We start from the raw sequence: 21389 nt of genomic DNA, 5'->3' as shown, positions 1-21389 counted from the left end.
AAAAAAAGCAACGTTTGTTGCGTTAGAACCTTGAATGCAGCCTTTCAAATGACTGAATTCCACCTTTAGTAATATATGTTCCCGTTAGCATATTAAAAGGGTTATCCATATCGGCAACAACTGTTTTTCCAGCATCACTCTTCAATTTAATGTAAGGCGTAATTTGCTGGTTAAAAGGCAACTTTGCACTAATTACAATTAAAGAGTCCGATGAATTTTTAAACGGTAGATTAATCTTCTTATTGGACGCTAAACTGAGTGATGTATAATCTGCCAAGCCTCTATCGTTCCATTGTGGAATGGCTCTTTTTACTAAAGCACCCCAAGGATTACTGTTGGCCATTCCTTTTTCAATGGCCTTATCCCATTCAGCATCATCAAATGAATTAGAATACCAAGCGCCTTCAGACCAATCTCCCATGGCTTTTCTAGCATCAAACTTTACGTTATACGCATTTACCCTGTTCGGGTTTTTGCCTCCTCCTCCACTTTTGGAATCATAAGCTGGGTGCTGTTTCATTTTCCAACTGGCGTTAGAAACCAATAGCTGATTTCCTAAGTTGGCATGAAAGAGCAACCCTCCTTTACTACTATCGTCATGAACTTTACGTGTTCTCCCCCAATACCAAACCAAAATAGCAATCGTGTTTTTTCCTTTTTTTAAAAACGGTGTTACATCAACCTCATCATAATAGTTTGTGCTTGGTGCTGCTCCTCTAGCCAAGCCACCTTCAAACAACACCATTTTTCCGTTAACCCAAAGCCAGTATTTGGTATCTACTGCTATTTTTGCTAGGGCATTTTTTGGTATGTTTGTTAAATCAATAGTTTTTCTGAAGGCCACCCACGTATTGGCTGGCCCATCTTGTTCTTGCCAAATCCATTGAGCGTCTGCCCAGTTTGTAGAACGATTAGCATGACCTAATGTACTTATCAAAACAAAGGTTATTACTAAAAGTAAGCGTAATTTGTTTTGATTTATAAAAGCACTTTTCATCTATTGTTTAACTTCAAAAAGGATATTAGTTTTAAATTTACTTATAGTGGCTTTTTTTATTGTCCTGCCCTATAGGGTAACGCAACCTTTTTAACAATTTTTCACAAGATATTGCGAGTAACACCTAATACCTTTTCTACTTTAAACTTTCACATTAAAAATTGCTCTTATTCGCTGATACTTGAAAACAAAACCCTAGCTCAGGCCGTGCTTGTGTTTTCTATTTTGTCTAAAAAAATAGTCGCTTTATATATGAGTAATTTCAAAGTAAAAAAGGTATAAGCGCACTAAGAACTTTGACATTTATCATATCTGGTGCCTTTACCTTCACCAAGTGTTATTTGGCATTGTTATTTCTGTAATTTAGTATTTAAGGCATTCTTTAACTCCTCAACTAATTCTGGATGTTCTTTAGCTATATTCTTGGTTTCCTTTCCTTTGGTGGTGTGGTCATATAATTCTACATACCCATCTTTATGAAGTGTCATCCTATGTGTTGCCGTTCTAATGGTTGATGCTTTTTTTGTGTATGCTATAGCTGTATGACCATCAGTATTCGGATTAACCAAGATATCTTTAAGCGATTCTCCTTGGATATAATTAGGCTTTTCAATCCCTGTTAAATCACACAAAGTTGGAAAGATATCGAGTGTCTCTACGATGGCATCTGTATTTTCGCCTTTATGCTTCATTCCAGGATAGTGGATGATTAACGGTGCATGCAGCGACTCTTCGAACAAACTGTGTTTTCCCCAAATGGCGTGCTCTCCCAAGTGCCAACCGTGGTCACCCCAAAGCACAACAATTGTATTCTTATCCGCTCCTGTGCTTTTCAATTCTGCTAGCACTTTACCTACTTGTGCATCTGCATAACTAACACATGCGGCGTAATGAAAGCGTACTTCTTCCGCAAAAGCTGCATCCTTAATTTGGGTTTTTACCCCAACGGTTGTATCCCATAAACTCACCAGAGCCATGCCATGTGGTTTTTCCTTCCAGTATTTTAGGGTTCTTTATTTCTGGCAATTTAATGCCCTCATACCTGTCATGGTAAGTTTTAGGCGCACCGAAGGGTAAGTGTGGTTTAATAATTCCAACGGCAAGTAAAAATGGTTTTTCTTTATTGCTGGCCAGTTCACGCAATTGCTTTAAAGCTTCATCGGCAATTGCTCCATCTGGATAAATGTAATCACCCCCTTCTACCATTTGAAAAACGTCCATGCCGCCTCTTGTAACCCGAATCTCTCCATTGGCTAATCCGTGCATCATGCCTCGAGGATGTTGCCATTCTGCAACTGGCATAAGATGTCTATCCCATGCATTTGGCATTTCAATTTTTGTGCTATCATTCCAATCCTTGCCACCTCTCCCCCCGGGATGATATCTGGCGTTAGTTTTTGTTTTATTTTTAATTCCATTTGTTTAGTTTATGATTAGCTTTGTGTAAATAAAACCCACTTAACACTTAAATCTATCCTGTATCGCATGGTTATACCTGATTTTTTTGCTATTTAAAGGTTAAAATACCATCGAAATGACAAAAAACACAACAAGAAGAACACAAAGGAAAAAGCCTATAAAAAATAGAAATCTAGACTGACATATCAATTCTGAGAGTTAAACACCAAACGAACTTGCATTCTCCAAATACAAAACTGTGAATGAAGGCAACTAAAAAAGAGCATTACCGATAAAACCAATTATATCCTAAACTTATATTTATCCAAATAAAAAAGGGTTCAACTTAAAAAAGCTGAACCCTCAAATTCCTAGAATTATAGGATACACTAACTTACTGAAAGACTTAGTTCTAGGCTTGAACTATTAGGTACAAAATAAACCTCTAGAGGCAAGGCCTCTACACCTGGAACCATATTAAAAGTCCTTTTTCCTTCAATAGCTTTTATTTTTATTGATGTACTGGCTTTTATAGTAACTAAACCTTCAGGTTTTTGAACTGTAATTTCAGTATCGCTTAGCCTTGTAACGACTTCATTATTTTTAGAAACAATGGGTAATACAAATGCTGTTGGAGAGGTAATTTTTTGATTGGTTTTTACTGAAATAGCTAATTCATTGTTATTACATCTGTAGGTAATGTCAAAATCGTTTGCTGTACCCTCAATTGTTTTTCGCTTTCCATTTTTCAATTTCACATGCGCAACTATATCTATAACGCCTTCAACATCTTTTGAAGTAACTGTTGCTGGCAAATCGTACAGATTAGTGTACCAAACTTCATCTTTAAAAGTTTCAATTCTTGGTGTTAAACAGATGTCTTGGCCTGGTTGTTCTTGTTGATTATTCTTTTCAACCAATTGATACTCTGCCATACTTGCGGTACAAATTAACCCCACTTTATTATGATACAACATCCCCAAAGCACCTCCCGAAGCTTGTCTGAAATCTTCTTTATAATGATATTCAGCATCATAAGCGCTAACTGTTCCTCGCCAATGGCCTCTAGCAAATAAAAACACATCTAAATCTTTAAAATGCTTAATACCATCTGCCGTTTCTCTTGGCAATATCGCATTTTTGCTTATTTGAGGTAGATGTTTCCAATGATCTAAAAGCGCTGTTAAAGGTTTAGCATGCGTAAATGTATGATGAATGCAAGGCGGGATTCCTGCTGAAACATAATGTGGTCCGCCATGAATTAATCCATCTGAAGTACAACTTTGTAACAATTCGGTGTTTTTAATGGCTGCAGTTCCAAATGCAGGATTGATATTTGCCATCATTCCAAAAGCTGGTTGACTCCCATCGCAGGTTCTACTACCCCAATAAGTCCATTTATACATTCTGTTTCCCCAGCTATTATCCCAACCTCCGTCAGGCATCATAAATTCCAAATGGCTATTTAAAGATTTAGTTAAAATTTGCAATAAGGCTTGGTCATCATTTTTAAGTGCATACATGACCAAACTATTTAAAGTCTCTTCAACATTATATCCTAAATCAACACCATGAAGACCTTTTTCACTTAACTTACTCGAACTCTTTTTACACTCACCAAACAACAAATTTTCATGAGGCGTAAAATAATTTTTAACTTCTTCTGCTAATATTTCACTCTTGGCTTTAAAATCACTTCTATTAACAACATCTCCAATTAAATCTAAGCCATAAATTGCGGTTCCTGGATAATTAATATTGGTAAAATCTATAGTAAACGTATCATAAATGTACTGCCCCGCATTTTCTAAACGCATGGTCCATGCTTCTTTCGTTTCTTCATCTAAAACATGTCCGTGATAATGTAAACCTTCAGCTAAAGCAATGGCTCCAAATACGGTAATTCCCTTCCAAGACTTTGGATTCCTAATTACTGTCCAGCTACCATCTTGTTGGGACACGTTATTTTCAGCCCAAAGCATAACCAATTTAGCCCCTTCTACATACTTTTTTTCTCCTGTAACATCGGCCATGTATAAAAATGGATAAACGGCATCCATACAACGTCCGTGAATATGTTCACATGAAGGACAATTTAGTGCCCCATGTTCTTCTAGGTTAGATGGATTGTGAATTTGTTGCTTTAACATACCATCGCACCAATCCTTTAAAAGTCCTGAGATTAAATTTTTAAATTCTAAGGATTGTTCAGGTTGCGTTGAACACGAGTGAAGTCCTCCAAAAAAAGGAAGTGACCATCCTAAGCCTGCTAAAGTTGATAGTTGTATAAAGTTGCGTCTTTTCATTATAAATTCATCCGTTTTGAAACGTACTATAGTTTGATTGTATTATTTTACAACCAGTTTTGTATGATGAGCAGTATTGGTACTATCAATTATTTTAACCAGATAAATTCCTGTCGTAAATTGTCCGTTATTATTTATTTGAAGGCTATCGTTCGAGGTTTCAGTTTCAAAAACAATTTTACCTAAAATATCAAATATTTTAACTTTTACATGATTTAGATTTTTTATTGAAATCGTAAATCTATCTTTCGCAGGGTTCGGGAAAACTCGAATTTTAGAAGTCGAAAGCTTGTTTTCATCTACACTAAGCACTACACTTGTTGGAATAGCTTCCCATACACTTCTATCATCAGTTGCTAGTGCCGAAATATGAGTAACGTTTCCATTTACTTCATGATACAGATATCTGCCACTGTTACCAGATTCAAATCTATAGGTATCCTCTGCTTGGTTATAATGTATCGTCCATACTTTATCGCTATCTGTTGCTGGCGCCGCTTTTGTAGTGCTTACAACAACATAAGCTCCACCAGGACCATTAGCTGCAGGGGCGCGTAAAATTCCAAAAGTTTCGCTATCAATATTAAAATAATTCCCACTGGCTACAAAACTCCAATTTTTATTTGATTCATTACCAGAAGCACTCATAGTAACTGGCGAAGCACTCACTCCCGAATCTGCAAGAAACTGACCGGTAGCAACATTTCTTAAGCGATAAACATCTCCAACTGGACCTGGATCTACAACACCTACTTTTTCTTCCTTTTGGTATGTGGTATTTGCCCATCTAATTTGAGCTCTGCCTCCTTTAACTCTATAGGCACCATATCTAATACCAGATTCCCTTCCTTTTTCTGGCTCTGGAATATTCCAATTAAAAGCTTCACCGCCAATTACGGCATCACAATAATGGACTTTTTTAGTCGCATCACTAGGGTCTTCTCTAAAACCTACCTCTAATTCAAAATCAATTTCGGCATTTTTATTGACATTTTTTAGGAATACAATTTCCCTACCGCTTCCTTCTCCTCCACGGTATAAAATACGCTCGGCATAAATATCGAACGACACTTGTTTATTGGCATCGGCACCTGTACCATACACAGGTTTAGCTAAATACAAACAAATGGCTGGATCTGGAGATCCTCCACCACCAGTATGCTTTCCTTTGGCCTGTGCTATATAAGTTCCATCCTGATTGACCCCAGAAGTATCCCCTACCTCAAGAATTCTAAACACGCCTGTAAACTTCGCATAACTTCCTACTCCAGTTTCACTAGACCTGCTTAAAGAGCGTTCCATTCTAGGCTGTAAGGTCGTTTCAAATTGATTTGAATTATGTGTTATATTGTATACTCCCCAAGTTTTACCATACACATCACTTTCACTGTAATTTGCATAGCACGTACGGTCATCAATAGTTCCTACATTAACAGGGTTTGGTAAATCATCTGAAGTTCTAGTAGCATTTTGCCCATTTGTGTTACAAGTGGTATAAGCCCCAGTATCTTCGTCGGGTGCAGCTGTTTGTGCTGTCACAATAAGTGAAAACAAAAGCATTGTTGTTAAAACAATATGTTTTAGTGTAACTTGTTTTATCATATTAAAAAAGTTTAGTTTAGGTAATTGGGGTTAAATATTAAAAATAAAACAGAGAAACCTATCCTGTATTATAGGGCTCAAACCTTAAATAAAATAGTGCACATTTTTTTTAAGTAATATTATATTTAAGGCTTTTTTTACATTTCTTATTTTACAATTAATTTAGAAGTAAAGGTTTGATTATCTTCTGAAAAAGCTTTCACTAAATAAACACCCGTTTTAAATCCTTTGTTTTTTACTTGTAAAACATTACTTTTTGGCACCTTTTGATAAACTAGATTTCCAATAATATTATAAATTTCAACATTTTTAATACGACTAGTATTTTTAAATGCTATGGTAAATCTATCCTCTGTAGGATTAGGATATATTTTTATTGATGGTAATAAAGATTCATTATTAGTAGTACCTAGTGTAACACTTGTAGTTATTGCCTGCCATACACTTCTTAGATCCGTTACAGGCGCACTAATATTTGTTACATTACCATTAGCATCATGATATAAAAATCGACCATTGTCTTTAGATTCAAACCTAAAAGTATCATCTATCTCATTATAATGAATGGTCCAAACTTTATCTGTATCACCAGCTGGCGCAGACTTTCCGGTGCTTACTACAGCATTTGCTCCATCAGAAAAAGTAGGTCCAGTGGCTCGAAGTATCCCGAAAGTTTCACTGTCAATATTGTAGTATGCTCCGCTTTTTACGAAAGTCCAATGTTTATCTTGTTCTTCTCCAGAATCATACATAGAAACGGGAATAGCACTTGCTCCAGAATCACCTAAAAACTTGCCCGTAGCTACGTTACGCAACCTAAAAACATCACCTGTTAAATCACTTTTATCAACCTCGGTAACCTCAATAGTTATTTCTGAAGATGTTATACTCTCCCCTCCTGTTTTATAGGCTACCGCCTTTATTTTGTATGAACCAATTACACTGGGTGTCCAATCAAATAAATAGGGTTTTGTACTATCTGCATTTACTAGGAAATCATCCACCAAAAACTCTACTTTAGTAATTTCCCCGGTATCTGCCGTTGCTGAAGCATAAATTTGCACATTTTCTCCTTCTTTGAAAGTTTGATTATTGGTAGGAGTTACTAAATTCACCTCGAAAGGTTTTGGCCCTTGAGTGACATTTAAATTAATTATTTGCAAATAGGTCGGTTGTGTTTCATCATTATCTGAAGTATTATTTTCTAAAAGATAATAGTATAGCTTACCATCAGAAATATGCACTTGTCCTTTTCTAAAGCGTTTTCCAGAGGTTTGTTCGTAAACTCTAGTAAAAAGATTTGTACCTCCTTCAGTTCTATCAACAAATGGTCTACCTGAAGAATTCAAACCAATAACAAATACGTTATCACCTGATGCGTATAATTCTTGTGCTCCTGTAAAATCGGTAGAAATTATAAAATCACTTACTCCATTAGGCTTATAGCTGTGTATGTTCTTGGTAACATTGTTTTCGTTGTCTTTAACTCTACTTATAATATGCACATCTCCGTTATCTGTTACTGTCCAATCAAATCCACTAACAATATGCACCTTATTTTGTGCTGTTGTCGCTACATAATCACCAGGCTCAAATACCAAAACTTCTTCGGCTTTAACCAAAGGAAGTGTCATGGCCTCTCCTTTATGGTTTTTCCATTGGGAGGCTCCTGTTGGATCATCTGAATAAGCATAGTAAACCCCATTTTGATACTGATATTTATCTGAGCCATTATTCAATCTTCGTTGAAAACCAGCTCTTACTTTTCCATCTACATACTTGATGCTACCATAAATACTCCAATTATTTGTTTCTCCTTTACTACCTGCCCCTAAAGCATTGAAATGTATAAACCTCCCCCATTTTAAGGCATTGGCATCATATTTAATAAAAGCTTGTGCACCATCATGTGACGTCCCGTCTCTTGCGGTTAAAAATAATTCTCCATCATCGTTTAAAAAGAATTGCGGATAAGTAAATCTATCATAATGAGCCGCATCTCTAACACCATCCATTGTACAGTGTTTGTAATCATCATCTAAAGGATCTTTTACAAATTTGTCTAAAGTAAACTCTGCATCCGAAAGTTCTGCAGTATTAGGCATAGAGTAAGTATACCTAAAATAGTCGTTTGTAAAAACACCGCTGTTTGTGTAGGCGTGCATATCGTAAACCATGTGTATGGTTCCATTTAAAGGACTAATACCAATAGCGATGGTATTGTGGGTCTCACCTATCCACCACTTCCCTTTGAATCCTGTGTGCTGATGAGGAAATTCAATTGTTTTCATAGCACCTGTTAGGGTATTATAGCGTGTTAGCATCACGTGTCTATCTAGTTTTCCTCCGCGATACCAGGTCATAAACACATAGTGTTTATAGGTTTTTATACAATCTCCATGTGGTGATAAAGCTGAACCATAAGCATAATCATAAGGCTCTGTTTCGGCTTGCCTTGTACTATTTTGATTTTGAACACCAGTAAAGTACATGGCCAAATCTGTGATTTTTACTTCTGATTCTAAGGTTACCTGTGCCTTCGTGCTCATAGAAAATAACAGAAAGGTTATAAAAAAAAGGTTCAAGTGTAGTTTTTTTGTCATATCCAAAAAAGTTTAGTTAGTATATTGGGATTAAATATCCAATAAGCACCAAACAACTCTATCCTGATTTATAAGGGTTTACATTTTTAAAACAAAAAACTCATACAATCAATTCTATTGACTTAAATGTGAAGTCTTATTTGATAACTTCTAAAACTACTGGCCCTATTAAACCAGAACCCTCCAGTTCTGTTTCGTTTGTTATGGGCCCAGCCGTAGTCCACGTTTTCTTTTGGTCTTTGGGTCGTGAATTATCAAAAATAAGTTGGTTGCGCCAAGTGTTGGTAACTTTAATTTCAAGTATATTTTCTCCTTTTTTCACAAAATCGCTAATATCAAACTGGAACGGTGGCGCCCATTTTACCCCCACTTTTTGACTATTACACCAGAGTTCGGCGATATTGGCCACTTCCCCAAGGTCTATTATAGTGTGTTGATCAAGTTCATTTAATTGAAAAGTTTTTGAATAGATGGCTGTACCCGAATAATGCTTTATGGCATCATTTTCGAGTTTTGTTAATGATTTCAATTCTGAAATCTCTATAGTTTCTGGAGTATCCCATCCTTGCTCGAAGTTTAATTTCCAATTGGTTTGAAGCGGAACCTCTTCAACATCCATAAACGCAATGACCTCTTTACCCTTTTGATGAAAGATATATTCGCCCGATTTTGAAGCGATACATGTATCTCCTTTCCAAGTTAATTTTGGAAAATCATTTGATTTATGACTTTTGAACCAACCTGTTTCTGAATGTAAAACAACCTCGTTATTCCTTGTTATTTTTGATGCCCCAGACTTTTTATCTCCTTTTGTAAATACCACCACGGCACTTCCTCTTGAAGGTAATGATATGGCGACATTGGTGCGGTTCTTTGAAGTGCTCCATATTTTGGCATTATGCTGTTCTCCTGTAAATGCATTCCATATTTGAGGATTTAAATGAGTAACCCTGAAACTTAATGCCACATCAACCGGATTTTCATGTTTTGAAGCTATAAAATAAATGTGAGCATCGTTGGTTTCGCGGTGAATCCAATTAATATCCAAGCCTTCGGGCACCATAACATCCTGAGCAATTTTTTCTGCTTTTAAAACCTCATCAAGCGTTTTTCCCCAATACACACGTCCTTTTCCTACCTGTTTAACACCGCTTTTAATGCTATCCCATAATTCATTTGAGATTTGAGCCAATTCTTTTAATTCATCTTCACCATCCATTAAACTTGGAGAATCTAGTGGTTTATCTCCTAGAATTACAGCTCCATCCAAAACTAGTTCCTTTATTTTTTTAGCTGTAGACAATAACATTTCTTTAGAATCTCTTAATCTGATAATACGGTAATCCCCTCCATTTTGAACATGAATTTTACCATTTTGAACACTAAGATTTTTATCTAATATGTCAGCATTTAAATAATCGAAACGGTAGCCTTTAGGAAACGCATCTAAATCGAAAGGTGGGCGTTCAAAATGATCGCCATAATACCAAAGCACATCGGCCACATATTCGCCTTGTTGTAAAACATATTGATTTCTTGCTAAATAATCGGTCCAATTCTTCATGTATGGCCACCACGTTTGTTCTCTAACCAAAGGAAACCCTATATTACCACCAAAGCTTGAACCTGGATACACATTCGTTTGCGGGGTATGAGAAAACGTATGAAACACCAAATGATTTACCCCCTTAGCAAAATTATAATCAATTAAAGATTTTACTGAAAACGGATGCTCATTCCACTTAACCCCTAACTGGGTGCACGCTTCAGCAGCCAACACAGGTTTATTGTATAGATGCGTAGCCGAAGCCGCATTATAAATGGGTTTAGCATATTCATTTTGTGCTGATGGTGCACTGGGGTACCAAAACTCGGTCATGGGAATATCGCTCACACCATAATAACGCATGGGGTCTATAGGCAGTACTTCGCCTCCTGCTCCTTCGGTGTAAACCTCGGCTCCCATTTCGTGTGCTACGGTTGCAAAATGTTCAAAGAAATTCTCGATAAACACATCGTCCATGGTATGACGTAAATCCCTTAAAAATTTAGTAGTAATTTCTGGACTTTCCACAATATAACCCATGGTTGCAGGCAAATACGTTTTCATACTGTAACCTCGGCGTTGCTCAAACTCCTTAAACATATCTTCAGAGTTCATCGTCCACGTGGGTACATGGCTTTCCCAACTATCAATTAACAATCCGTGTAGTTTACCATCTCCTATGGGACCGCCATCTTTAATTAAATTACCAATCATACCATTACGCAAATGATTTTCTATGGCTACCTTATCTAATTTACTCGACTCCCAACCTGTTGCTTCTGGTACTGCGGGTTTATTGGTTAAGCGCATATTAATATGCCCAAAACGAACAATGGTCCAATCGCCTTCTGGCACATTCCATGTTAATTTTCCATTAGACGTCATTTTATCGGTAAGGTTGATAATTGCATTGGACTTAATAAACGTATTTTCATTATAATTATACTGCACCTCTTTTTCAAGTCCTCTCAATACTTTGGCTGCTTTTGCTTCATGATTATGAAGTTTTGGACTAGCGCTTAAACGAATAAATTCTGGAGCGATAGTATGCTTACCCTTAAACGTAAATCTAAACAGTTTGGAAGTCGTTTCAGGGATAGCCAGTGTTACATGCTTACGTCTGTCGTTCCAGTTTGCATCAGGCAGGTTAACAGTTGTTATTTCTACAAGTTTATCATTAATTAGCGCTTCTACCTTAATAGCAACATCCATCTTAGGGTATTCTGTCCCCATAATCATATGTCGAGATTGAGGAAAAGTGATATTGCGCAATGTCACCGCTTCATTGAAAATAGTTTCAACCCATGCTGCTTTATCATTTACTTTCGAAATGCCTTCATTCCTATAGTCCTCTAAAGGTTTATTTAAACGTGTGGTTGTTCGTGTAACGATAATTTTTGAATTGGGATTAAAAATATCCTGCCAAGGCACTAAAGGATTATTGGTTTCAATTTTTGAAGGGTTTAAGGGTTCCAAACCATCCCCTTCTGGTGTAGGAAAGGCTAAAACTTGAATATCTTTATAATTATAATCTGAGGTTTTGTACAATGAATCTAATTTTAGAAGCTTATCATATTTTTGTCCCCCAGACACATGATAAACAGTTTCTACAACTTCGCGCTGCGCTTCTTCTACAGGCACCCAAGGCCCACCTGTCATAGACCAACCTGGGCAGTTTTGCATGGTAAATTTCAAACCCAAACGTTTGCATTCATCGGCAGCGTGCCGAATCATATCTTCCCATTCTGGCGATAAAATTTCTATAGGTTTTACATTTGGAAATGGTCTGCCGGCTTTATTAAATAAGTGGATACCCTGCAAGCCTGCTTCTTTTATTGCCTCTAAATCGAGGGTTAAACCTTCTTTGGAAATATTATTTCCGTTAAGGTGAAACCAGGTTTCGGGACGATATTGTATCTCGGGATTTTTAAAACCATTTTTTAAATCTGCAATACTTATTGATGGATTTTCAAGATTTTTATCATCGGTTTTACTGGAATCACATGCAAAAAAAGTAACTTGCATGATAAAAAGAAATAGAAAAACATTTATAGATCGCATTGTACTAGTTATTAATTTATTACTCATTATTTTTTTGTAGGTAAAACCGAAAACTATGGTAAATTATAGCCTTCTTTGCCTTAGATATGTACCACATATTTAAAAGTTCCCGATTTTATAGTTTCAGTTTTAGAAGGCAAAACTACCTTAGCCTCGCAGTTTGATGGAACTTCCCCATAGTACTCATAAGTATTTTTATCTATTTTTTTCCACTCTGCTTTTATTTCGCCATGTATAGAGTTGTAGCTTGCTTTTGCAAACTCCATCGACTTAATAAAATTAGGTTCCAAAATGATGTTCTGAAAACCTGGATGAGATTGGTCTACATTAATTCCTACTATATGCCGATAGCAAAAATTATCTACTGCGCCCATAAAATGATGCATATCTGAAGAGGTAAACTTATACCCCTCTGGTAGTGTAGTAGCTCCTTCTTTAATCATCCAACCAAATGAAGGCCAATCATCGTTAATCACTACCTTATGCATCATATCGGCATAACCTTTTTTGGGTAAATATTCAAAGGCAGAATGTATAGAAAATATACCTCCCCATAGATGATAGTCTTTTTCTTCTACAATATTTTCTACAACTCTTTTTTCTAGTTGTGCCTTATATTTTTCTGGAACAATACCATAATCTAGCGCCAGAATATTAACTACAGGTAGAAATTCTGGGAATGGCTTTAAACCTGAGTACTCTACTTTTTCAGCATCAAATGCATACTTTTGAATGCCTTGATGTATGCGTTTGCGTTGGTTTTCTAAACGTTTTTTGTCTTTGTTTTTCCCTAATTTATCTGCCATATAAGCCAAACGCTCTAATACCAAATAAAAGTTCATAGAAGCGATAACTTCATTACCCCCTGGTTTTCCTCCACCTCTATAGGTAGCATCATAAGGCGGCACCCAATCGTTATATATTTCGGTAAACATGCCATCTTTTTCTTTAGAATTGTTGTTTTCCCATGAATAATCAACCCAACGCATCATGTTGTCCCAATAATTCTCAAACAATCTCGTATCGCCGTAATATTGATACATATACCAAGGAATGTGCACCCCTGCAGACGACCATAGTGTAGATTTTCCTTTTCTGTAGTTATTTGAAGGCGCAATAGGACTTAATCCGCCTTCTGGAGATTGGGTATCAAAAATATCGCGAGTAAATTTGGTCATTAATGCTGCCAAATCGTAATTGGCCATCCCAAACTCTACACCAGTTACAGCATCACCTAACCAACCATTTTTTTCACGATTAGGGCAATCTGTAAGAATACTATGTAAATTGAATATTAATGATTTACGACAAATATCATGAACAGCATCTACCGTTTTATCTGAAGATTCAAATGTACCCACCTGTGGCACGTCTGAATGTACAAACTTTACCTCCACATCGTCTTTAGAAATCTTTGTTTTATATCCTTTTACTTGTACATAACGATAACCTTTGTAAGAAAAACGACATTCGGCAAACTCTTCTTTTTCTCCTTTACCTATATAGGCCATTTGCTGTAACCTTCCTGGTTGTCCACTAGAAGTAGGATCTAAATGTTCGCCATAATAAATGGTAACTTGTTGCCCTCTTTTAAGATTTTTTAATCGTAACCGTATCCAACCAGCACTGTTGGTTCCTGTATCAATCCACTGTCCATAACTTCCTTTGTTTTTAATATTTACAGGTTGAAATGTTTTGGTTACACGAATGGGTTGACACATTTGCGCTACAAGTTCTCCTCCAGGATGTAGAGAAGGGTTTACATTTTGCCATGATGAATCGTCCAATTCAGGCATATTCCAATCTTTTATTTCTTTGGTTGCATCATAAATTTCTCCCATATGTGGTCCATCATAAATAATGGGTCCACCTGTAATTTTCCAACTTAAATCACTTACCACAATATCTTCGGTACCATCTTCATATTGTACTTTAATTAAGCATAACAATTTTGGCTGACCGACATAACCATCTTTTTTATAAAATCCCCAATGGTCGTAAGCCAATTGCCCATAATTACCTCTACCCAACATCACTCCTGCTAAATTCTCTCCGTTTTGAATTTGCTCAGTAATATCATGAGTGGCGTATAAAATTGTTTTTCTATAGTCTGTCCATCCTGGATCTAAAACCTGATTTCCAATACGCTCTCCATTGATAAACAACTCATAGTACCCAAGTCCACTGATATAAGCTTTAGCTCGTTTTACTTTTTTATTGACATTAAATGATTTTCTTAACAATGGTGAAGCATCGTATGGATTTTGATAATGAAAATAATAACGTTCAAACATGCTCATACTAGCCCCAAAAAGGCTAGGTAATTGAAATTGTAACGCTTTAGATTCTATATCTTTTCTTTCCCACCATTCTTTTTCCCACGCACTTTGTGGCTTCCATGCAATCCATTGGGCGTTTTTCCAATCTTCTTCTTGAAATAAACCTGTAGAAAATGTTGCTATTTTACTCCAACTTGGTATATTATTTTTATCCCAAACCTTTACTTTCCAATAATACTGTGTTGCTGGTTGTAAAGGCTTTCCTTTATATATTATTTGGGTGGTTTGAGAACTTTTTACTTTTTTAGAATTGTATACATCTCCAACACCATTTTCAATATTTTCTTTGGAAGTAGCTACAACTAATTGGTAACTTTTTTGATACTGACCAGCTTCCTCAGATTTTACTTTCCAGAAAAAACGTGGATTTTTAACATCAACACCTTCTGGGTTTTCCCTATATTCTAATTTTAAATCATATGGTTGAATTTGTGTAAAACCAGAAAAACTGGCTAAAAGAAACAAAAAAAATAAAACGTCCTTATTCATCTGGATTTAATTTACTTTTCTAAGTTTGATGCCACTTAACCTTGTTATTCCTTTTTTAGCCTTAAAATCTACCGTTATACCATGGTCATTTTCAACTGTAATTAAAAAGCGTTTAGTAACACCACGATCCGTTCCGTATGCTTCCTTCAAGTTTAAATTAGTCCAAATAGGCCTGCTATTTACTGAAATATCCATGATATTATCATCCTTTGTTTTTAATTCGGCTAGAAGTAATGATAATTCATAAGTACCATTGGGCACATCGAACTTGTAGGCTTCGATGCCTAGGCGTTGTGTTTGATAAATAGGGTCGTTTTCTGTCCCTTTTACACTAACATCTGTTCCAATAGCATTTCTTCTTTCACTTGGATGTTTTAAGAATTCTCCACCAACATAACCAAAGCCGCCTTTTTCATACGCTTTATCTGGCATCCACAAATAGTCCATATTATCTGTTTCAATAAAATAGCAGTATGATCCAACATTAATAGCGATTTCCTCAAATTTATTGGTAACGCTTTTAAGATCTTTAGGTATAAGGTTAAAATCTATAAATGCGACATCTTTTAAAAGTTTGCCATCCTTTTCACTAATGGCTTCAATTAAATTGTGTCCTTGTACAAAAGGGATATCAAAAGTTGCTGTTGAAAACTCAAATGCTTTTTTTCCTAACGACGTTCCGTTTAAAAAAACTTCAACGTCTTTACCATTACCAACTATTGTCACAGGCTGTGTGGCAAACGTATCCTCTTTACTATCTGCAACACCTGATCGTTTGGTCCATGACTTAGATGTGATGGCCAAAAAAGGTGTTTTATTGAGTACAGCTTGGTATAAATAGTATGCATCTTTCTTTTTTCTTTCTGCTGAGACGAGCCCCTTATTATTAATATGTGGTACGGCATCTTTTCGGTGTTCTACTTGAAAATCGGAATAATTCCAAACATTAGCACCCACTATTTCAGGCATATCCAAAATGGTTTTAAGGTAAGCTTTATGTAAAAGAAATTGATATTCTACACTAAAATCAAAACGTGTAGGATTGTATGAACGTAGTCTAGGATCTGCACCTCCTCCATATTCACTTAAAATAAATGGCTTATCAGGATCGAGTTCTAAAGAACGCTTTACTAAACTTCGTAAATTCTTATCGATATCTTCTAGTTCTTCTATATACCACCCATAATATTTGTTGTAGCCTACTAGATCGGTAACTCGTATGCCTAAATTGTCCTGATAGGCTGGTTCTCTAAAAAACACCGAATAGGAATAGCGTGTTTCATCTTCCTCTTTTATGGTTTTTGCCAAGGCTTTATGTGTCTCTACAAAATGATTAACATAGTCTTCCCCTAGCTTTACAGGGTCCTTCATAGTTGTTTCATTGCCTAGATTCCAGGCTCCGATTGCAGGATTATTATAGTTAAATCGAATAGCCTCTTTGAGCATGTTAACCGTATTCTGTTTGCCCTTCTCGTTAGCTGCAGCTTTGTTTACAAAGGGTATTTCTAGAGTTGACACAAATCCATATTTGTTACACATTTCTAAAATAGCAGGATCTTGAGGGTAATGGGATATTCTTAAAAAATTTATTCCCATGTCCTTTAACATCCTCATATCGTTTCGGTGAATTTCATCACTAACAGCATTGGCTTTTCCTAAAAAATCTTGGTGTCTGTTGGTTCCTATTAACTTTGTTGGTTTGCCATTAATAAAAAATCCTTTCTGGGGATCAAAATTAAACCAGCGAAAACCTACTGGGTTTTCTATACGATCGTAAACACGATCATTTTTATCTACAATTTCAGAAACTAGTTTGTATAAATACGGATGCTCAGGCGACCACAATTTTGGGGCTACAATTGAAAAATCAAGATCAACATCTTTACCATAAGGTACTTTGGCTTTTTCTACTTTAATTACATTGTTTTTAGCATCGTACAAAGACTGTTTTATAAAATAATCACCCTTTTTAGGTCTTACAACTTTTGATTTTACACTAACGGTTGCTTTTTGTTTAGAGACTTTTGGAGTACTAACAAAAATGGCATTTGCTCCTAAATTAGCTACTTCAAAATGTACTGATTTAGTAATTATCAGTTGAATATCTCTGTAAATACCACCGTAGAACGAAAAATCTGCCGATTGCGGTACAATTTCATCATTATGAGAATTATTAACTTTTATAGCAATTTCATTTTCGCCCGTTTTAAGTGCTGAAGTCACATCTTTAGCAAAGGACGTATAACCTCCTATATGATCTTCTCCTATTTTTTTATTGTTGACATACAATGAAGCAACTTGATTAGCAGCTTCAAACAATAAAAACACTTGTTGGTCTTCAAAAACCTGAGGAATTATCATTGTTTTTTTGTACCACCCATCTCCACGATAATAGCCATCTTCATCATCTAAAATATCCTTAGTATTCCATGAATGCGGCAGTGTTACCTGTTCCCATTTTGTAGCATTATTAGTAGTAAAGGGGAAATCTAAAGTGCCTTTATAAAAAGACCAAGACTCATTAATGGTTTCTATATGTCTTACCTGCTGCGCATGTATATTATAAATAAAACTAAAAAAAAGTAATAGCGTAATTTGCTTCATTATTTAATTAATTTAAGGTGTTAGTGATATTTTTAATAAGCCAGTTACTAAAGTTTAACTTCATATTTCAAAAAAGAAAACACGGGTAGCTGTGTATTAAGAGAAATTACTGATTTTGATTTTTCGTTGCCTTGAGTAGTTTCCTCTTTCCATTTGGACCAAGACATCGTATCTTTTTCCTTATTATAAACTGCGAAACGGACTTTAACTTTTGTTCTAGGTGGCACGTCTAGTTTGGCCATTATATTTAAATGTTCATATATTGTTGCATCAGGTTTGGCATTATAATTATACGCCATGATACTATAGGAATTATTAGAAACATCTTTAGTGAAAACAGCATCCACATCGTTGGTTTCTAATGTTGGATTTCCGTTCTTGGTAGAAGTATAATACGTCTGTCCTTGAATTGTAAAAAGTGCTTTTTGAGCCGCCTCAAAATTGGTGCCTTGCCCCCACTGAAAAACATTTTGCATATCATGCTCATAAAACATTTTCATGAGCCCAACTATAAATGAATTTTGTTGCGCTTTTGGAGCATTTTCAAAAGCGTTCCCTGCTTTATTTAAACTTTTTATCAACGCATATTCATGCATTTCTAGTTTAGCATTTTTATGCCATTCGGGTATATCTTTTATCACAGCAAAATCTTTGGCATAGACTTCCTTAAATTTAGTACGATTGGATTTGTTGTAAAAAGGATAAAATGATACTCCTATAAAATCATAATTTACATTATTAGCCTTGCTCCATTTTACAAAATCGGTGCCCCAGGCATTTTTAGAAGACCCCCAAAGCATATGGGTTCCTACTTTGGCTGTAGGAAGCACTTCTCTAATGGCACTACTAGATATTTTATAAAACTCAAAAAATGCTTCTTTGGTTCCCGACCAATGTGATGGGGTACCGATTTCCCTACCAATATTAAACTGAATTTTTAGCATGGATTGCTCGCCATAGGTATTCACTAAAAATTTCATAACATCCTTTAAATAATTACTCCATGCGTTGTAATCTTTTGGTGGCTCTGCATTTCCGTAAGTAGACACTTTTAAAGAATCTGCAGCCAACTCGCCATTTTTATTTCGTTGAAATGCCCAAGAAGGATTATCTAATACGATTTGGTGTATGGCATACCCGGAGTTAATAACGCCATCAATCTGTTTTTTTAATACCGCAAAATCGGTATAAAAGGTTTTAGAATTTTTATCCCATTTATAAGAATCTTTGGACATATCGGGTTTTCCATTCTTAACAATTCCACCTAGAGGTCTAACGATACATACTCGGGGTTTACCAAGTGGCGTTTTTATTTTTACACCATTTAATGGTGTTATTCTGTTAAATACATTGAAATTATAATCAATATTTTGCCTCGCATTTTCAGAATCTGTAAAATCGGTTTGCAGAACTATTTGCGCTTGAATAGGATTTATTAAGATTACCCCAAATAATAAACAAGTTATTATATATTTTAAAATATGAGGTAACACCATGTCATGTTTCATAATAAACCTATTTTATTGCTTTAACTATTTATAATTTTATAAAAGTGAAAGTTCCTCAATCGTGAATTTCACTTAGAATTTGTTTGTTTAAATACCATATCAATAAGCTCTTCAACAAACAGTTTTCACCAATCTGAAGCTGATACCTGTATAGCTTTACTAGGTTTAAAACCAATACGGTGTGCTTTGATTTCTAATGTAGCATCTGAAGGTATTTCAAAAGGACCATTATAAATGTGCCATGTTTTCGACGTTTTATTTCCCGCATTTACGATTTTGTATCCTACGGAAGCACCTTCTGTGTCACAACTTATAGTAATGTTTCCGTTATTCAAGGAGACTTTTGGATCTGAAGTAATAGGTTGCGTGTTACTACCGTTCCATAACTTATTGATTAATTCCGATTCTGGTAAATTAGGGTCGTCTCCAATAGCCCTTAGCCATCTATCCATTTCTTTTCGTAATTCAACTAATTTATCTTGGTACTCAGGATTAGTTGCTAAGTTTTTCAGCTCGAAGGGATCTGTTTCACAATCGAACAATTCTTCTTCTGGTTTAACCTCTCTAAACCATTGCATCTGATCTTCATTAAGTTTTCCTTCCGATTTAAGCCTTAACAACTCCTGCATGGCTGGTATACGCTCTCTATATTCAATTGGCAAATAATACCCTTGTTCTGGTCTGTAGTTTCTAATGTACTTGTAACGTTTATCTCTTACGGCCCTAATAACATCAGTTTCGGCATCAAAGCGATCTGCTGCAGCGTGTATATAACTGCGTTCTTTACTTTTGTACTTGCCTAAAAATGCCTGACCTTGCATATACTCCTTTGGTGCCTCACCTATAAGAGACAATAAGGTGGGTGCAAAATCTACAAAACTTATTAACTGAGGATCGGATGTGCCTGCTTCAAGTTTATTCGGAAAACGGATAATCATTGGTGTGTTTAAGCCAGAGTCATAAATTAATCGTTTATCTCTAGGTAATGGTCCGCCATGATCGCCATAGAAGAAAATTATGGTATTTTCTAATAGGCCATCGTCTTCTAATTGCTGAAGCACGGCTCCTACTTGATTATCCATTTCGCCTATATTATTGTATAATTTCCACATATCGCGTTTAACGAGATCTGTTTCTGGTAAATAGGGAGGAATATTAAATTTGGTATCCTTAGATAGATATTGCTGTGTTTCAGCTTCCGACATACGGTTATTAGCATGCGAAGCACCATAGTTTTTCCATTGATAAGAAGTATCGCCTGCGTGGTATAGTCGCGTTTCTATTTCTCGAAATCCGTAAGGTTCAAAAAGACCAGATTCGTGGGTATCGGTAAAATTAAAAACAGCGAAGAACGGTTGATCATCATTTCTATTTCTCCAATGCGCATAAGGACTACTTTCATCCCAAGCCGTTACTGGGGCTTTAAATTGATAATCGGTTTTATAATTATTTGTACAATAGTACCCAGCTTTTCGTAACCACTCACTAATCATTCTAACATTAGACGGAGGCACAGCCTCATAAGCTGGAAGTCCTCTTTCATTGGTATAACTATTTGTCCGCATATGATTAGCACCAATACTCGAAGGATACATACCTGTGGCTAACGCGGCTCGACTTGGTGCACATACACCCGATGTAGAATATAAATTTGGATAAATAACGCCTTCCTTTGCTAACTTACTTAAATGTGGCGTTACTACAGTCGAATCCCCAAAAGGAGGAATATAAGCCCCCATATCTTCAGTTACTAACCATAAGATATTAGGGCGTTTGGGTAACTCTAAGCCTACTGCTTTTTCCTTTTTTATTATAACTTCTTTGTTTTCACTTTTGCAACTTGTGTACACTACAGAAAGTATCACAAGTATTAAGAGTAACGTGTTATTAAAAAATTTTAATCTTGAAAAAAGCATCTTCTTTAGGCGTTATATGG

General features: G+C 35.8%; 11 protein-coding genes. All 11 read right to left on the bottom strand.

The genetic code is table 11. The annotated features are described in order from the left end of the window. Window positions 1-22: 22 nt before the first annotated feature. The 11 genes from C1A40_RS12895 to C1A40_RS12850 all read right to left on the bottom strand — a co-directional run bounded on the left by C1A40_RS12895 (window position 23) and on the right by C1A40_RS12850 (window position 21318). Window positions 23-997, bottom strand: a complete 975-nt coding sequence (locus C1A40_RS12895; RefSeq protein WP_102996245.1) for a sugar-binding domain-containing protein — start codon at window positions 995-997, stop codon at window positions 23-25. 350 nt (window positions 998-1347) lie between these two features. Then, window positions 1348-1974 (bottom strand): sulfatase-like hydrolase/transferase, encoded by a 627-nt coding sequence (locus tag C1A40_RS18325; RefSeq protein WP_199287707.1) that lies wholly within the window; start codon window positions 1972-1974, stop codon window positions 1348-1350. Continuing rightward, window positions 1922-2326 carry an alkaline phosphatase family protein gene (locus tag C1A40_RS18675; RefSeq protein ID WP_199287706.1) on the bottom strand — a complete coding sequence of 135 codons (405 nt, stop codon included), beginning with the start codon at window positions 2324-2326 and terminating at the stop codon, window positions 1922-1924. Before C1A40_RS18675 ends, C1A40_RS18325 begins: the two co-directional genes overlap by 53 nt. A gap of 458 nt (window positions 2327-2784) precedes the next feature. Beyond that, on the bottom strand, window positions 2785-4701 hold the full coding sequence (locus C1A40_RS12885; RefSeq protein ID WP_102996244.1) for an ulvan lysase-like protein: 1917 nt from the start codon (window positions 4699-4701) through the stop codon (window positions 2785-2787). A gap of 42 nt (window positions 4702-4743) precedes the next feature. Then, window positions 4744-6303 (bottom strand): T9SS type A sorting domain-containing protein, encoded by a 1560-nt coding sequence (locus C1A40_RS12880; RefSeq protein WP_102996243.1) that lies wholly within the window; start codon window positions 6301-6303, stop codon window positions 4744-4746. Window positions 6304-6449: 146 nt separating this feature from the next. Beyond that, window positions 6450-8906: a BNR-4 repeat-containing protein gene (locus C1A40_RS12875; protein ID WP_102996242.1), complete on the bottom strand. Its 2457-nt coding sequence runs from the start codon at window positions 8904-8906 to the stop codon at window positions 6450-6452. 136 nt (window positions 8907-9042) lie between these two features. Continuing rightward, the gene (locus C1A40_RS12870) at window positions 9043-12540 is read right to left on the bottom strand and encodes a glycosyl hydrolase (protein ID WP_241910410.1); all 3498 of its coding nucleotides are present in this window, start codon (window positions 12538-12540) and stop codon (window positions 9043-9045) included. Between the two features lie 53 nt (window positions 12541-12593). Further along, window positions 12594-15341, bottom strand: a complete 2748-nt coding sequence (locus tag C1A40_RS12865; protein ID WP_102996240.1) for a family 78 glycoside hydrolase catalytic domain — start codon at window positions 15339-15341, stop codon at window positions 12594-12596. Window positions 15342-15347: 6 nt separating this feature from the next. Continuing rightward, window positions 15348-17945 (bottom strand): glycoside hydrolase family 2 TIM barrel-domain containing protein, encoded by a 2598-nt coding sequence (locus tag C1A40_RS12860; RefSeq protein ID WP_102996239.1) that lies wholly within the window; start codon window positions 17943-17945, stop codon window positions 15348-15350. A gap of 47 nt (window positions 17946-17992) precedes the next feature. Next, window positions 17993-19453, bottom strand: a complete 1461-nt coding sequence (locus C1A40_RS12855) for an alpha-1,4-L-rhamnosidase (protein ID WP_102996238.1) — start codon at window positions 19451-19453, stop codon at window positions 17993-17995. A gap of 125 nt (window positions 19454-19578) precedes the next feature. After that, entirely contained in the window at window positions 19579-21318 is a 1740-nt protein-coding gene (locus C1A40_RS12850) for a sulfatase family protein (RefSeq protein WP_241910409.1), read from the bottom strand. Window positions 21319-21389: the final 71 nt, after the last annotated feature.

It is taken from the genome of Tamlana carrageenivorans, assembly GCF_002893765.1.
GTDB classification, from domain to species: domain Bacteria; phylum Bacteroidota; class Bacteroidia; order Flavobacteriales; family Flavobacteriaceae; genus Pseudotamlana; species Pseudotamlana carrageenivorans.
This window is presented reverse-complemented; position numbering and strand designations above follow the sequence as displayed.

Excerpts from the sequence above, each read along its gene's own strand:
- C1A40_RS12855 (WP_102996238.1), bottom strand. The coding sequence starts at position 19,453 with ATGAAACATGACATGGTGTTACCTCATATTTTAAAATATATAATAACT.
- C1A40_RS12860 (WP_102996239.1), bottom strand. The coding sequence starts at position 17,945 with ATGAAGCAAATTACGCTATTACTTTTTTTTAGTTTTATTTATAATATA.
- C1A40_RS18325 (WP_199287707.1), bottom strand. The coding sequence starts at position 1,974 with ATGGCTCTGGTGAGTTTATGGGATACAACCGTTGGGGTAAAAACCCAA.
- C1A40_RS18675 (WP_199287706.1), bottom strand. The coding sequence starts at position 2,326 with ATGCCAAATGCATGGGATAGACATCTTATGCCAGTTGCAGAATGGCAA.
- C1A40_RS12865 (WP_102996240.1), bottom strand. The coding sequence starts at position 15,341 with ATGAATAAGGACGTTTTATTTTTTTTGTTTCTTTTAGCCAGTTTTTCT.
- C1A40_RS12880 (WP_102996243.1), bottom strand. The coding sequence starts at position 6,303 with ATGATAAAACAAGTTACACTAAAACATATTGTTTTAACAACAATGCTT.
- C1A40_RS12870 (WP_241910410.1), bottom strand. The coding sequence starts at position 12,540 with ATGAGTAATAAATTAATAACTAGTACAATGCGATCTATAAATGTTTTT.
- C1A40_RS12875 (WP_102996242.1), bottom strand. The coding sequence starts at position 8,906 with ATGACAAAAAAACTACACTTGAACCTTTTTTTTATAACCTTTCTGTTA.
- C1A40_RS12885 (WP_102996244.1), bottom strand. The coding sequence starts at position 4,701 with ATGAAAAGACGCAACTTTATACAACTATCAACTTTAGCAGGCTTAGGA.
- C1A40_RS12895 (WP_102996245.1), bottom strand. The coding sequence starts at position 997 with ATGAAAAGTGCTTTTATAAATCAAAACAAATTACGCTTACTTTTAGTA.